9 protein-coding genes are annotated in these 15,140 nt (G+C 64.8%); 4 read left to right on the forward strand and 5 right to left on the reverse strand.

What is annotated here, in order from left to right:
- Positions 1-88: 88 nt before the first annotated feature.
- Both RMO81_RS07415 and RMO81_RS07420 read right to left on the reverse strand, forming a co-directional pair.
- Positions 89-1,153 (reverse strand): spermidine/putrescine ABC transporter substrate-binding protein, encoded by a 1,065-nt coding sequence (locus RMO81_RS07415; protein ID WP_310475171.1) that lies wholly within the window; start codon positions 1,151-1,153, stop codon positions 89-91.
- Entirely contained in the window at positions 1,146-2,519 is a 1,374-nt protein-coding gene (locus tag RMO81_RS07420; RefSeq protein WP_310475172.1) for a glutamine synthetase family protein, read from the reverse strand. The genes RMO81_RS07415 and RMO81_RS07420 overlap by 8 nt, the downstream gene beginning before the upstream one ends.
- 149 nt (positions 2,520-2,668) lie before the next feature.
- Here RMO81_RS07420 and RMO81_RS07425 point away from each other — a divergent pair, with 149 nt between their 5' ends.
- Genes RMO81_RS07425 through RMO81_RS07440 form a run of 4 tightly spaced genes read left to right on the forward strand, consistent with a single transcriptional unit; the run spans position 2,669 to position 12,067 of the window.
- Positions 2,669-5,869 carry a caspase family protein gene (locus RMO81_RS07425; RefSeq protein ID WP_310475173.1) on the forward strand — a complete coding sequence of 1,067 codons (3,201 nt, stop codon included), beginning with the start codon at positions 2,669-2,671 and terminating at the stop codon, positions 5,867-5,869.
- Positions 5,866-9,078, forward strand: coding sequence for a caspase family protein (locus tag RMO81_RS07430; protein ID WP_310475175.1), 3,213 nt, complete (start codon positions 5,866-5,868; stop codon positions 9,076-9,078). Before RMO81_RS07425 ends, RMO81_RS07430 begins: the two co-directional genes overlap by 4 nt.
- The gene (locus RMO81_RS07435; RefSeq protein WP_310475177.1) at positions 9,075-11,000 is read left to right on the forward strand and encodes a caspase family protein; all 1,926 of its coding nucleotides are present in this window, start codon (positions 9,075-9,077) and stop codon (positions 10,998-11,000) included. Before RMO81_RS07430 ends, RMO81_RS07435 begins: the two co-directional genes overlap by 4 nt.
- Positions 10,997-12,067, forward strand: a complete 1,071-nt coding sequence (locus RMO81_RS07440; protein ID WP_310475179.1) for a serine protease — start codon at positions 10,997-10,999, stop codon at positions 12,065-12,067. The genes RMO81_RS07435 and RMO81_RS07440 overlap by 4 nt, the downstream gene beginning before the upstream one ends.
- Here the strand turns inward: RMO81_RS07440 and RMO81_RS07445 are convergent.
- The 3 genes from RMO81_RS07445 to hppD form a co-directional block, all read right to left on the reverse strand.
- The gene (locus RMO81_RS07445; protein WP_310475182.1) at positions 12,039-13,205 is read right to left on the reverse strand and encodes a nucleotide sugar dehydrogenase; all 1,167 of its coding nucleotides are present in this window, start codon (positions 13,203-13,205) and stop codon (positions 12,039-12,041) included. The two genes, RMO81_RS07440 and RMO81_RS07445, sit on opposite strands and share 29 nt — an antisense overlap.
- Positions 13,206-13,313: 108 nt before the next feature.
- Complete coding sequence (locus RMO81_RS07450) at positions 13,314-13,859, reverse strand: VOC family protein (protein WP_310475184.1); 546 nt, start codon at positions 13,857-13,859, stop codon at positions 13,314-13,316.
- The gene (gene hppD / locus RMO81_RS07455) at positions 13,856-14,941 is read right to left on the reverse strand and encodes a 4-hydroxyphenylpyruvate dioxygenase (RefSeq protein ID WP_310475186.1); all 1,086 of its coding nucleotides are present in this window, start codon (positions 14,939-14,941) and stop codon (positions 13,856-13,858) included. The genes RMO81_RS07450 and hppD overlap by 4 nt, the downstream gene beginning before the upstream one ends.
- Positions 14,942-15,140: the final 199 nt, after the last annotated feature.

A 15,140-nucleotide genomic window follows, 5' to 3' on the forward strand; every position in this document is an offset into this window, starting at 1 on the left:
GGCGCCAGGAACAGCGCAAACAGCCACACCACCGGCGGCAGGCTCAGGGCGGCAAAAACCTGTCGCGCTTGGGCAGGCCGTTGCAGCATCATGCCGCCATCACCCGGGTGATCGCCTCTTCCACGGCGCGGATGTAGCCAATGTTCTGGAAGCGGCCATATTCGCTGTTCGCCAGCCCCGCACCGGTGGGGAAGATCACCTGGTTGGTGCGATATTCCGCCGGCATCAGCGCCAGTGCCGCCGCGTTGGGCGTGGGGAAACGGATGGTGCTGGCGATATCGGCGCCCACCTGCGCATCCAGCAGATAATTGATGAAGCGATGGGCATTGTCGGGCCGGGGCGCACCGGCGGGCACGCACAGGCAATCCGAATTGATCAGCGTGCCTTCGCGCGGGATGACGAAACCCAGATCATCATCCTCGGCCATCACCTGGGCGATATCGCCATTATACTCCACCACCAGATCAATTTCGCCGCTGGCCAGCAGATCCTGGCCTTCGTCATGGTGGAACAGTTTCACATGGCGTTTCTGGGCGATGAGCATCTGCGTCACCTGCTCCATGATCGCCGGTGTGACGGCGTTGACCGAATGGCCAAGATATTTTGCCCCCAACCGGATCAGATCGTCACCTTCTGCCAGCAGGCCGATGCGGCCGGAATAGCGGTCTGAATCCAGCACCCATTTCCAGCTGTCGGGCACGCCATGAACGCGCGATTTGCGGTAACCGATGCCCAGCGCCAGCCAGGTATAGGGCATCGACCAGCGCCGCCCCGGATCATAGGGCACATCCACAAACTCCGGGGCGAGATTGGCCCGGTTGGGAATGCGCGCGTGATCGAGCGGGCTGAGGATGCCTGAAATCTGCAGCCGGGTGACGAACTCGTTCGACGGCACGATCACATCGAAACCCGGATTGCCGGCCCGCAGCCGCGCGAACAACTCATCGTTGTTGGCATAATGGGTCATGCGCACGTCAACGCCGGTGGCATTGCGAAAATCGGCCAGCGTCGTCTCGCCGGTATAGGTGTCCCAATTGTAGAAATTCAGCCGCTGCTCCTCGCCATTGGTCCCCTTGGGAACGGCGCGCGAACAGCCATCCAGCACCAGCGCCGCTGCCAGCCCCCCGAAATGGCGGCGCGACAGATCAGGCATTTGCCAACACCCAGTCGTAATCGAGCGCAGGCACCACCGCCATGTAGCGTTCCTGCTCGGTGCGCTTGACGCTGGCGAACATGGCCAGTGTGGCCTTGCCGAAATAGGCCGGCAGGATGGTGCCAGCTTCCAGCGCCCGCACGGCGGCAAACCAGTCGCCCGGCAGGGCAGCAGCAGCGGGATCGGCTGCAGCCGCCGCATAGCCATCGCCGATCACCGGCGGACCGGGATCGATCTTGTGTGTCAGGCCGTGATGCACGCCGGCCAGCAGCGCGGCGAGCGCCAGATAGGGATTGGCGTCGGCACCGGCGATGCGATGTTCGATGTGGCGGGCGGCATCCGGCCCGGCGGTGATGCGAAAGCTGGTGGTGCGATTGTCCATGCCCCAGCTGGCGGCGACCGGGGCAAAGCTGCCGGCCCGAAACCGGCGATAACTGTTGGCGTTGGGCGCAAAGATTGCAAAGCTTTCGGCCAGCGCCGCCTTCAGCCCGCCGATGGCATGCAGCAGCGGCGCATTGGGACTGCCTGCCGGGCTGGCGAAGATATTGGCGCCGGCGGCATCATTTATCGACACATGCAGGTGCAGGCCATTGCCCGCGGCATCGGCAAACGGCTTCGCCATGAACGTCGCCAGCATATCGTGGCGGCGCGCCACCTGCTTCACCAATCGTTTATACAGCACCACATCATCCGCCACGCGCAGCGGATCGGCACGGTATTTCAGGGTCAATTCCATCTGCCCCGGCGCATATTCGGAAATCGCGGTTTCCAGCGGCAGGCCGGCCGGATCGGCAGCGGCCCACAGATCGGCGAGGAACGGCCCGGCATCATCCAGTTCCTCCAGCCCATAAGTGCCGTGCGTGGCCGGCCGCGCGCCGCCCATCCGTGCCGGCTGCGGCGGCTGGCCATCGGCACGGTTGCGATCGACGAGAGTGAATTCCAGTTCACAAGCCACCACCGGGGTGAAACCATCGGCCGTCAACCGCGCCACCACCCGCGCCAGCGCCGCCCGGCAGTCAATCTCGCACACAATTCCATCGGCTTCGAACAGCGAGGTGATGACCGCAGCCCGCCCCGGCCCAGTGGGCACCAGCGTGCCGGGCGCCGGCCGCGCAAAACGATCGCTGTCGCCATTTTCCCACACCAGCCCGGTATCGAAACAATCCTGCCCTGTTACATCGGCGACCAGGATCGACACCGGCAGCGGCCGCCCTGCGCCATACAACGCCGCCAGTTCATGCACCCGGATGCGCTTGCCGCGCGCCGTGCCCGACAGGCCGGTGAAGATGATATCGACAAACTGCGTATCGGGATGGGCCGCCAGAAAGGCCTCTGCCTCAGCCGGCGCTGCTACTGCGATCGTCATTTTCACTCCTGCCAGCTTCGCCTTGCCGCCTACAGTTGCAAAGCGCAGGCCTGCCAGCAACCCCTTGGTGGGGGTGAATTGGCCCAAGGCGCGGCCTTCATTGACTTGACCACTGGCGGCGCGCAACAATCGGGTGTTTTCGGGGGAGAATGATGATGCGGTTGCGCCACCTGATGGGGTTGGCTGCACTGGCTTGCGGTTTGGCTGCACCTGGCTTGGCGCAAGTGCCGGGTCCGGCCGGACAATTGACGCCGCGCGTTATCGTTCAGGCGGTTCGCAGCGGCATCGAGACCGCCGCCTGGTCGGCCGATGGTCGCTATATCTTCACCGCGCTCGGCAGCAGCCGCGAGTTGATGGTGTGGGACGTGGCGACCGGCAACATCATCGATCGACGCCAGCTGCCATTGCAGGCCCGCAACGAAGCCGATCTGATGAAGATGCGGGCGATGACGTTGTTGCCCGATGGCCGCACGCTGCGCCTTGACGCCGAGATCCTTGATAGCACCGCGCCCAACGCGCAGGGCGGCCGCACCTATCTGGTGGATGTCGTCACCCGGCGCGCCACCATCGCGCCCACCCGTCCGAATTTGCCGCCCCTGCCCGATGGCATGGATTTCGGCACCTGGACCCAAAGTTGGATGGTCGCGCTGGAGTCGATCTACGATAGCAGCGACGCCTTGACGGAGGAGGAGGCCAATGCCGTGCTGCCGGCGCTGCCAGCCTCGCCAGACGGCAAGTTCCAGATCGTGCGGACCGCGTCCGGCATTGGCCTGCTGGGCCGCGATGGCCAGACCCGTGAACTGGAAACCAGCGACGATTTCCAGGACATCAGCAATGCCGCATTGGCACCCGATGGTCACTCTCTGGCGCTGCTTCACCCGGACGAGGATGACAAGGGCAAACCCCTGATCAACATTGATTTTCTTGATCTGGTTGATGGCGATATTGGCGATCGGATCACGCTGCCCGGCACCTATGATCGGCTGCGCTGGTTGAACGACGGGGAACTGGCTGCCCTGCCCTTTGATGAGAGCGACGATCCGCTGGATGATGCGGCCAAGGGTGTGCCGTCCGATGTGATCAGGATCGATGTGGCCAGCCAGGAAATCCTGGAACGCGCGCCGGGGCGGTGCTTCGTCACCAATCTTGCAGATGGCACATTGATCGGCGCCGGCCTCGCCAACTGCCGGTCCGGCGTGCCCAATGATCGCGCGCTGCAACGGCTTGAAGGCGGCCGCTGGGTGAAGCTGGCCGGCCATGAAATGCCCAAAGGCGCCCATATCAGGCTGATCGCCGCGAGCCGGCGCGACAAACATCTGGCGGTGGTGACCCGGCTGGAAGACGGCACGCACGAAATTGCCGTCGTTGATCCAGCCACGGGTGCCGCCATCTACACGACCACCCACGACGACAAGGAAGGCCTGTTCTGGCAGGCGACATGGTCAAACGACGGGCAGAAATTGTGGCTGTCCGGCGGCGGCCTGGTACTGGAATGGACCCCGGCAGCCCCCGACAAGCCCGACGGTTCACCGGTCGTGCGGGAATTCACGGTGGGCGTGACTGCACCTGCCGCCCTGGTAGAGGCACGCGGCCAATTGCAGGTGATGGGGCCGATCGACGATCGGATTTTCACCATCGATCTGGCCAGCGGTACAGCGCTGCCACCCATCGAATTCATGGGCGCGCTGGCGGGCGGCACTCTGGCCGATCGGCCGATCCGCTGGGCGGTGTCGCACGGCGGCGACATCACGCTGTGGAACAGCCGCACCGGGCAGGTGCTGCTCACCACGTCGCTGCTGCCTGATCGTGGTTATGTCACCTCGTCGCTGGATGGCCGGTACGACACCAATCTTGATGCCGATGATGATAGTTTCCGTTGGTTCGTGCCCGACGAACCGTTCCAGAGCCTGAGCCCCCAAACTTTCATGCGCGATTATTTCACGCCGCGCCTGCACCGCAAGCTGGTGGATTGCGCCACGGCCGGCAACTGCGGCCAGGTGTTGAAGCCGCTGCCATCAATCGCCGGGCTGAACCGCGTGCAGCCGGTGGTGACCATCACCGAGGTCGAGATGGACCCCGATACCGCTGGCGAGGCCTGGGTCAGCCTGAAGATCGACGAAACCAGAAACCCCAGGACTGGTCGCAGTTCCGGGCTTTATGGCCTCAAGCTGCTGATGAATGATCGCGAGGTGGCGCGCGACCCCGACGATCCCGACGCCGAAACGCCGCGCACGCTGGAACAATGGCGCACGGTCAACCGCACCAAGACCGACAATGGCCACTATGATTATCGCCTGCGGGTGAGCATCCCGAGCAACAACAAGGAAATCGAATTTTCCGCCTATGCCTTCAACGAGGACCGGGTGAAGAGCGAAAGCGCGCTTTTCACGTGGAAGCCGCCCCGCCAGAAACCGCGCCCGCGCCGGGCCTTCGTGCTGACCATCGGGGTGGATGCCTATGCCGAACGACGGCTGAACCTGGATTTTGCCGTGGCCGATGCCCGGCTGATCGGTGAACGCCTGGCCGCCATCCCCGGTTACGAGCTGCGCCGCGCCAACCTGACGACCACGGCCCTGCCAGGTGGCGGGGGGCGCACCGTGACCAGCGATCACATCCAGCTGGCATTGTCGTTGCTGGGTGGATTGGAAGTGGAAAAGGCCCGCGAAACGCTGACCGCGGCCGGCCATGATGTTGCCCAACTTGATGCAGCCTCGCCCGATGATGTCGTCATCATCAGCTTTTCCGGCCATGGCTTTGCCGACAAGAGCGGTAATTTCGCGCTGCTGCCCTCCGATGCCAGCTGGCCGCTGAGCGCCGACGGGCCCACCCTTGAAACCACGGTGACGGCCGATGATCTCACCTTGTGGCTGCGCTACATCAATGCGCAGGATATCGCCTTCATCATCGATGCCTGCCATTCGGGCGCCGCGGTCGACACACCGGATTTCAAACCCGGCCCGATGGGCGACGCCGGCCTGGGCCAACTCGCCTTCGACAAGTTGATCCGCATCCTGGCTGCCACCCAACCCAATGACGTTGCCTATGAAAGCGCCAACCTGCGCCAGGGCCTGTTGACCGCGGCCCTGAGCGATGGCCTCGATCCCGGCACCGGCAATTTGCGCGCCGACGAGAATGAAGATGGCGCGGTCGGGCTGGATGAATGGCTGCGCTATGCCGTGGAACGCCTGCCGTCCCTGAACGAGGAAATGCGGCGCGGCGTCGGCGCGGCAGCGGCGCGCGGCGTGCGGCTGGTGATGCGCACCCCCACCGCCCCGCCGCGCGTGCAGGAACCCAGCCTGTTCGATTTCAGCACCGAAGATTCGCCAGTGGTGCTGAAGAAACGGCCATGAAGCGAGCAGCGATGATCCTGTTGGCGGCAGCGTCTGCAGCGGCAGCGCAAGCACCGCCCGGCATACCCCCCGTGATCACGCCGCGCATCATCGTGCAGGCGCTGGGCCAAGGCGGCTTTGATGTCGCCGCGTGGACAGCTGACAGCCGCTTCGTGTTCACAGCATCGGGCCTGCGCCGTGAATTGCTGCTGTGGGATGTGGCCGCCGGCGTGATCGTCGATCGGGTGCGCCTGCCATCGCAGGCGGGCACCATAGCCGAAGTGATGAACCTGAACAGCATGGCATTGCTGCCCGATGGCCGCACGCTGCACATCGAAGGCGTCGTGCTCGATCCCGGCAGCGCTGATCTGCGGGCGCCGCGGGCCTATGCGGTGGATGTGCGCACCCGACAGGCGCGCCAGATCACCGCCCGCCCGCTGGCGCCGCTGGCGCCCGGCACCGATTGGCTCGGCATGATGCAGCGCCGGCTGCAGGCGATGGCCGTGGCCCACAGCAAAGGCGACGGCGGCGGCGCAGAGATGCCCCGGGCCGAGGCCGAACGGCTGCTGCCGGCGCTGCCCCGATCCCCGGATGGTCGTTGGCAACTGCACCGCCTGGGCCCGGGCTTTGTGATGAACGACGCCGCTGGCCAGCTGAAGGGCGTGCGATCGACATGGCGGCCACTGGCCAGCATCGATGATGCCGATCTGTCTGCCGACGAGCGGCGGCTGGCGATGGTGACCACGGTGTTTGATGCACCCAGCGCCGCCAGCCCCCTGCCCGATTCTGCCAACCGCACACAGATCGAGACGTTTGACCTCACCCAGGGCCGCTTCCTCGCGTCGCTGCGGCTGGCCGGTCGCTATGATGCCGTGCGCTGGATCAGCTCCAGCCGCTTCTATGTGCTGCCGCAGGAAGCAGCCAAGACTGCGCCAGTGGTGCTGTATGATGCCGATGCCGGCCGCGAAGTGACGCGGCTGCCGGCCCGTTGCTTCATGGTCCCGCTGCCCGATGGCGGCCTGCTGGGTGCGGGCCTTGCCAATTGCCACCGCGATGCCGGCGCTGATCGGGCTGTGGCGCGGCTGGTAAACGGGGTGTGGCAGCCCTTGCCCGGTCTGGCTCTGACGGAAGGCAAGGCGGTGCGGCTGCTTGCCGCCAGCCCAGGCGGGGACCGGCTGGCAGCCGTGATCAGGATGCAAGACGGGCGGCAACTGATTGCCGTCGCTGATGCCGGCACGGGTTCGGTGTTGCAGTCGCTTGATCTGCCGGCCAGCGTCGATCCGACGCGCATCGGCTTTGCCCCCGATGGCAGGCTGCTGTGGGTGGCCGCCAGCGGCACCATGCTGGAATGGGATACCAGCTTGCCGCCAGGCGCCGATGGCAAGGCGGTGGGGCGCAGACTGCCGGTCATCTCGGCGATGCCGGGCCGCTTTGCCGCCCAGGGCAGCCGCCTGCTGGTAGGCGGAGCGCTGGAAGATCGCATCGAGGTAGTGGACCTGGCCACGGGCACTTCACTGGCGCCGATTGCGTTTCCCGGTGCCGCTGCGATCGGGTTCATGCAGGGCCGCCCGGTGTTCTGGGCCGCCAGCACGACCGATGGCCTGCGCCTGTGGAACTCGCGCACCGGCCAAGTGCTGATGACCATCGCGCTGCTGCCCGATCAACGATATGTGGTGGCGGCCGGCGATGGCCGCTACGACACCAATCTCGGCCCGGAATCGGAAAGCTTCCGCTGGTTCATGCCAGATGAACCGTTCCAGTCGCTGCCCCCGCAGACCCTGATGCGCGACTATTACGAACCCCAACTGATCAGCAAGTTGATGGACTGCACTGCTGCGGGCAATTGCGCGCGTGTGCTGCCGCCGGCGCCGCCGGTGGCCGGGCTGAACCGGCTGCTGCCGCAGGTGCGCATCACCGATGTCAGGCCCGCCGATACGCCGGGGCAAGTGGTGGTGCGGGTGGAGGCGCGGGAAACCCGCGACGCGCAAAGCGGCCGGCGATCGGGCCTGTTCAACGTCAAGCTGTTGCTGGACAACCGCCAGATCGATCAGCAACCGCCGCATTTCCAGCAACAGCCCAGCCCGACGCTGACTGAATGGCGGGAACTGAACCAGATGGAAGGCGTGAATGCCGCCGGCTTGTGGTCCAGCGAATTCCAGGTGTCAGTGCCAACGCACCACAATGGCAAGCCGATGGAATTTGCCGCCTATGCCTTCAACAGCGACCGCGTGAAGAGCGACACCACGCGGCGGAACTGGACCCCGCCGGGCACATCCACGCCAAAACGGCCACGCCGGGCCTGGGTGCTGACAATCGGGGTGGATGACTATGTCGAACCCCGGCTGCTCGATCTGAATTTTGCCGTGGCCGATGCGCGGGTGATTGCGGATCGCCTTGCCGCCATCCCCGGCTATGAAATGCGGCACATCAGCCTGACCAGCGCCGCCGCCGCCGATGGGCGGCCGGCGCGGCAGGTGACGCGCGCCGATGTGCTGGGCGTGCTCAGTTACCTGGCGGGCTTTCCGCCGGAAATGGATCAGATGATCCGGCTGGAGGATGTGCACAAGGTGCGCAGTCTCGCTGAAACCACGCCGGATGATATCATCATCATCAGCTTTTCCGGCCACGGCTTTGCCACCGCTTCGGGGCAGTTTGCGCTGTTGCCGTCCACTGCGCGCTGGCCGGCCACTGCGGCCGCGCCGGAAACCCGATCCGTGATCACGGCAGAAGATCTCACCATCCAGCTGGGCTTCATGAAGGCCGCCGAAATCGCCTTCATCATCGATGCCTGCCATTCCGGCGCAGCGGTGAACACGCCGGATTTCAAGCCCGGCCCGATGGGCGATGCCAGCCTGGGCCAATTGGCGTTCGACAAGGGGCTGCGGATCCTCGCCGCCACCCAGGCTGATGATGTGGCGCTGGAAAATGCCAGCTTGCAGCAAGGATTTCTGACAGCGGCGCTGGGCGAGGGACTGACAGACCAAGGCGGACCGGCCGATCTCAATGCCAATGGCCAGATCCAGCTTGATGAATGGCTGCGCTATGCCGCGCAGCGACTGCCATCGCTGGAAGCGGAAGTGCGGCGCGGCGGCAGCATCAACCTGGCGCGCGGCGTAAGGCTGGTCATGCGCGCGCCCGCAGCCGCAAAGCGCCAGTCGCAGGAACCCAGCCTGTTCGATTTCAATAGCGCACCATCACCGGTGGTGCTTCGGGGGAGACCAAATCCATGACGATCAGATGGGCCTTGGCCGGCAGCGCCCTGCTGCTTGGCACCAGCGCGCAGGCCGCCGTGCACGCCGTGTTCGTGGGCATCGACAAATATGAAAACAGCCGCAGCTCGGTCGCCAATGCCGGCTTTGACGATCTGTCGGGCGCGGTCGGCGATACGCGCCGGATCCGCGACGCGCTGGCGCAATCCCAGGGCCTGAATGTGGGTGCCATGCCCGACGATGCCAATTGCCGAACCCAAAGCCCATTGGTGGAGACGCTGATCAACAGCTGCGCCACCAAGGCCAATATCAACGACGCCTGGACACGGGCGCTGGATGCCGCGCAGGTGGGCGATACGCTGCTGCTCTATTTCGCTGGCCATGGTTCGCGATTCCTGGATGATGCCACGCTGGATCAGGCCAGCCGTTACAACAGCACGTTGATGGCGCATGATGCCCGCCGGCCCGGCGCCGTGGCCGGGGCCGATATCCTTGATCACGAAGTGCGACGCTTCATCGATGCGGCCACCTCGCGCGGGGTGAATATCGTCACCTGGTTCGACAGCTGCAACAGCGGCACGGCCAGCCGCGACGGCAACAGCGGCACCCGCACCGCACCCGATCTGCGTGTGAGCGGCCTGGTGCCGATCAAAAGCCCGCTGCAATATGGCAACCTGGGCGCCTATCGCGTCCACCTGGGTGCGGCCGGCGATGGCCAGGATGCCAAGGAAGTGGGCGCCGTGGGCGCGCGCGCCGGGGTGTTCACCAGTGCATTGGCCAGCGCCATCATCGCCACACCCAAAGCCAGTTTCGCCGATCTTGCCGCTCGCGTGGTGGCAGATGTGACACGCGCCACCGGCGGTCGCCAGTTGCCCCACGCCGAAGGCGCGCTGCGCGCCACGCTGGGTGGGCCGGAAATCAAGGTGCCCACTTTCGATGTGGTGCTGGATGGCGGCAAGCTTGTGATGGCCGGCGGCGGCCTGGTCGGCATCACGATGGGATCGCGATTTGACCTGTTTGCCAGCACCGGCGCTGCGCTCGGCAGCGAATTGGGCAGCGGTGGGGGCCTGAAGGCACGCGTGGTCGAAGTTTCGGCGGGCAGCGCCATGCTGCAGCCTGAATCCGCATTGCCGCCCGGCCTGCCCGGCCGATTGGTGGCGCGCGAATTCGCGCATGAATTCGGCGGCCAGGTGCTGCGGCTGGCAGTGGCTGAACCGGCGGCGCTGCCGGTGGTGCAGAAACTCGGCTTTGTCGCGGTTGATCCGGCCAGCCGCTTCCGCCTGACGCCAGACGGCGGCGGGATGTTGCTCAGCGGCCCGGCCGGCTTGCTGGCGCGGCTGCCGGCGGCCACGGCCCCGCAGTTCGGCGTGCAGCTGGCATCGGCGCTGGAAAAGGTGGCGCGGGTGGAACACTGGCTGTCCCGCATAAGCGACCCTGGGCAGCCGCGCGATGGCGTGAGCCTGTGCGTGCAGAATGTCGACAACCTCGATGATTTTGATCCCAAGTGGTGCCCGGAGCAGCCACCCGGCGGCCCGATCCTGAAGGCGGACAAGCCGATCATGGTCTCGGTCGTCAACAAGGCCACGGCGCCGCGTTATGTCACCGTGCTGGCGATCGGCGACAAATACAGCGTGACCCAGGTGCTGCCCGGCTTTGGCGCGCGCGATCCCGCCATCGATGCGGGCCAGGCCGTGCGCATACCGCCCGGCCAGGAAGTGCAGCCCGACGGGCCGGGCCGGGTGCGTTTTGTCGTGCTGTCCAGCGACAGGCCATTGAATGCCGGCGTGCTGGAACAGAATGATACCGACGTGATCGACGGGCAGGCCTGCCTCAGCCCGGTGGCGCGCGCCTTCTGCCTGGGCACCGATCGCGCCCGCGCCGGCGGATGGAGCCAGGTCGGGCAATGGTCCGTCGGGATCGTCAATGCGGAGGTGAAACCATGAAGAAGCTGCTTTTGCTGGTCGGTGCCGGCCTGCTGATTGCTGCCCAGCCCCAACCTTCTCCGCCGCCGGAACCCGCGCCGGCTCCCGAAACGCCGGCTGCCGCCGACGACGAAGGTTCCCGCGTGGTACGCGGCACACCCGCCGCGCCGGGCAGTTCGCCCTGGCAGATCCAGGTCTATTTCAAGGTGCCGCTGACCGACAAAGAGATAAAGGCCGCCATCCGCAACGCCGCCACCGAACCCGAGCGGCAGGCCCTGCGCACGATGGAGGGCTGGGAACGCGATCATCTGTGCGGCGGCGCCCTGATCAACAAGGAATGGGCATTGAGCGCCGCCCATTGCTTCGTTGCCGACAAGGAGACGCTGGTGAAGCTGCCCAACCTGGGTGTGCGGCTGGGCAATATCGATCTGAAGGCAGCCACGCCCAAGCGGATCGATCGCATCATCGTGCACGGCGATTATCGCCGTTATGGCCACAAGCAGCACGATATCGCGCTGCTGCACCTGGTGGACGATGCGGCCACCAAACCCGAAATTGCCGCTGCCGCCGCCCCGGTGCGCCTTATCCGCACAGGCGCAAACACGCGCCCGCTCAGTCTCGGCGATGATCTGAAGGTAACGGGCTGGGGCCATGTTTCCGAACGCAAGGCCGGCGCGACGCGTTCAGTGGGCGGTGCCGCAATGCGATCATCGCAGGTGTTGCTGGAAGGCCGACTGATCCTGCTCGACCAGGCCGAATGCCGCAAGGTTGCGGAGTATCAAGCGACGCTCAACCCCGGCGTGCTGTGCGTCGGCTCTGCCACCAGCGAGCAGCAGGATAGTTGCCAGGGTGACAGCGGCGGGCCACTCACCCGCCAGCTCTTTCTGGTCGGGCTGGTTTCCACCGGGGCCGGCTGTGGCCGCAAGGGCGTGCCGGCGCTGTATACCAACGTCGCCTATTATGCCGATTGGATCGCCGCTGTGCAGGAACAGGCAAAGGCCACGGGCGTCACCCGCTGCGTGGTAGAGGCGGGCGGTCGCCTTGCCTGTTCGCCGAAACTCAATCCGCCCCGAACAGGTCGCGGGTGAACAATTTGTCGGCCACGTCGGCCAGATCGTCACTCATCCGGTTGGCCAGGATCACGTCGGCCTCGGCCTTGAACGCACCCAGGTCGCGCACCACCCGTGATCCAAAGAACTGATCTTCGGCCAGCGCCGGTTCGTAGATGATGACCGTGATGCCGCGCGCCTTGATGCGCTTCATGATGCCCTGGATCGATGACTGGCGGAAATTGTCGCTGTTGGCCTTCATCACCAGCCGATAGACGCCCACCGTGCGCGGCTTGCGATCAAAGATGCGCTGCGCCAGGAAATCCTTGCGGGTGCGGTTGGCATCCACGATGGCGGCGATCAGATTCTGCGGCACCGCGCCGTAATTGGCCAGCAACTGCTTGGTATCCTTGGGCAGGCAATAGCCGCCATAGCCAAACGACGGGTTGTTGTAGTGCAGGCCGATGCGCGGATCGAGGCCGATGCCTTCGATGATCTGGCGCGTGTCCATGCCGGCGGCCATGGCGTAACTGTCCAGCTCGTTGAAGAAGGCAACGCGCATGGCGAGATAGGTGTTGGCAAACAGCTTGATGGCTTCGGCTTCGGCCGGATCGGTAAGCAGCACCGGCACATCCTGGCGGGCAGCGCCTTCCAGCAGCAGATCGGCAAACATCCGCCCGCGCGGGCCGGAATCGCCAACGATGATGCGCGAGGGATGCAGATTGTCGTGCAGGGCACGGCCTTCGCGCAGGAATTCCGGCGAAAAAATCACATTGTCGCTGCCCAGTTCGCGGCGCAGACGGGTGATGAAGCCGACCGGGATCGTCGATTTCACCACCACCGTGGCGTCGGGATTGGCCGCCAGCGCAGCGCGGGCGACATTTTCCACCGACGACGTATCGAAATGATTGGTATCGGGATCATAATCGGTGGGCGTTGCCACCAGCACCACTTCGGCATCGCGGGCGGCTGCCGCCAGATCGGTGGTCGCGCTCAGCCGCAGCGGCTTTTCCGCCAGGAACGCCTCCAGCTCGGCATCGACGATCGGGCTTTTGCGATTATTGACCAGATCGACCCGCGCCGTGCTGACATCAACGGCCGTCACATCATGGTTTTGCGCCAGCAACACGGCGTTCGAGAGGCCAACATAGCCCAAACCAACCACGGCAATCTTCATGACTTACTCCCCGGGTGCCCGCGGCGGCGCCAGCGGCAAACCTGCGCTTCTCTGGCCCGGAATGCCCGGCGGTGCAATGCTCAGAACATCACGGCCACCGTTGCAAACTCACGCCTCGGGCGGGGGCTGGTGCAGCCAGGCGGCGTGCTTGGGCGCGCGGCGGGTTTCGCGCCACTCGGCCAGCATCGCCGGTGCTACCGCCTTCAGCTCGGCATATTGTGCGGCGGTACCGATGTTGCAGGCCAGTTCCAGGCGATGGCCATTGGGATCAAAGAAATAGATCGACTTGAAGATGCCGTGCCAGGTTGGCCCCAGCACATCGATGCCCTGGGCCTGCAGATGCGCCTTGGCGGCCAGCAGTTCGGCTGCGTTTTCCACTTCAAAGGCGATGTGCTGCACCCAGGCCGGTGTGTTCGGATCCTTGCCCATCTCGGGCTGGTTCGGCAGCTCGAAAAAGGCCAGCACATTGCCGCCGCCGCAATCCATGAAGACGTGCATATAGGGATCATATTCACCGGTGGAGGGCACATGATCCTCGGCAAAGGCGGTGGTGTAGGTCATGCCCAGCGTCTTTTCATACCAGGCCACGGTTTCGGCGGCATCACGGCAGCGATAGGCGACATGGTGAATGCGCTTCAGAGTGGGCGTGCTCATTGCGCCGGCTCCTCGACGGTCAACACACCGCGCCGTACCTGATCGCGCTCCATGCTTTCAAACAGTGCCTTGAAATTGCCTTCGCCAAAGCCTTCGTCACCCTTGCGCTGGATGAATTCAAAGAACACCGGGCCGACCATGGTTTCAGAGAATATCTGCAGCAGCAGGCGTTTTGAGCCATCAGTGCTGCCATCCAGCAGGATGCCGCGCTGCTGCAGTTCAGGCACCGGCTCGCCGTGGCCGGGCAGGCGTTCGGCCAGCATTTCGTAATAGGTGGCCGGCGGCGGCGTCATGAACGGCGTGCCGATGGCCTTCAGCCGATCCCACACGCCCAGCAGATCATCACAGGCAAAGGCGATGTGCTGGATGCCCTCGCCATTATAGGCGCGCAGAAACTCCTCGATCTGGCCGCCGCCGCCCCGGCCTTCTTCGTTCAGCGGGATGCGGATCTTGCCGTCGGGCGCGGTCATCGCCTTGCTGGTCAGGCCGGTATATTCGCCCTTGATGTCGAACCAGCGGATCTCGCGGAAATTGGCGATGCGCTCATAAAACGCCGCCCAATGCGCCATGCGCCCGCCATAGACATTGTGGGTGAGGTGATCGATGATCTGCAGCCCGGCGCCTTGCGGGTTGCGTTCCACGCCCGGTTCATACACGAAATCAATGTCATAGATCGACAGATCATCACCATAACGATCGATCAGATAGATGATCGAACCGCCGATACCGCGAAAGCCCGGCAGCCGCAGTTCCATCGGGCCAGTGCGGCTTTCCACAGGCTCCGCCCCACGCTCAAGCGCCTCGGCATAGGCTTTGGCGGCATCCTTCACCCGCCACGCCATGCCGCAGGCCGATGCGCCATGTTCGGCGGCGAAAAACCAGGCCGGGCTGTGCTTTTCATAGTTGGCGATCAGGTTGATACCGCCCTGCCGCCACAACTGCACATCCTTGGACCGGTGGTGCGCGACCTGCGTGAAACCCATGGCGGCAAAAACCGGTTCCAGCACGCCCTTGGTGGGCGCGCAGAATTCGATGAATTCAAAGCCATCAAGGCCCAGCGGGTTTTCGAAAAGATCGGCCATCGTGGATGCTCCCGGAATCAGGGTCGTCAGCATAGCGCGCCTTGCCGTCAATGTCTGTGCGAGTTGCCAGGTTGGCCTGCCGAACTGCGCACGGACTGTGCATCAGAAGCGATCTTTGCACACCGATCGTGCAATCACACGGGAACAGTGAACTGCTTGCCGGCAAACACCGCCTGCCAGCTTTCGATTTCGGAAACCA

It is taken from the genome of Sandarakinorhabdus sp., assembly GCF_031422795.1.
Taxonomy (GTDB): domain Bacteria; phylum Pseudomonadota; class Alphaproteobacteria; order Sphingomonadales; family Sphingomonadaceae; genus Sandarakinorhabdus.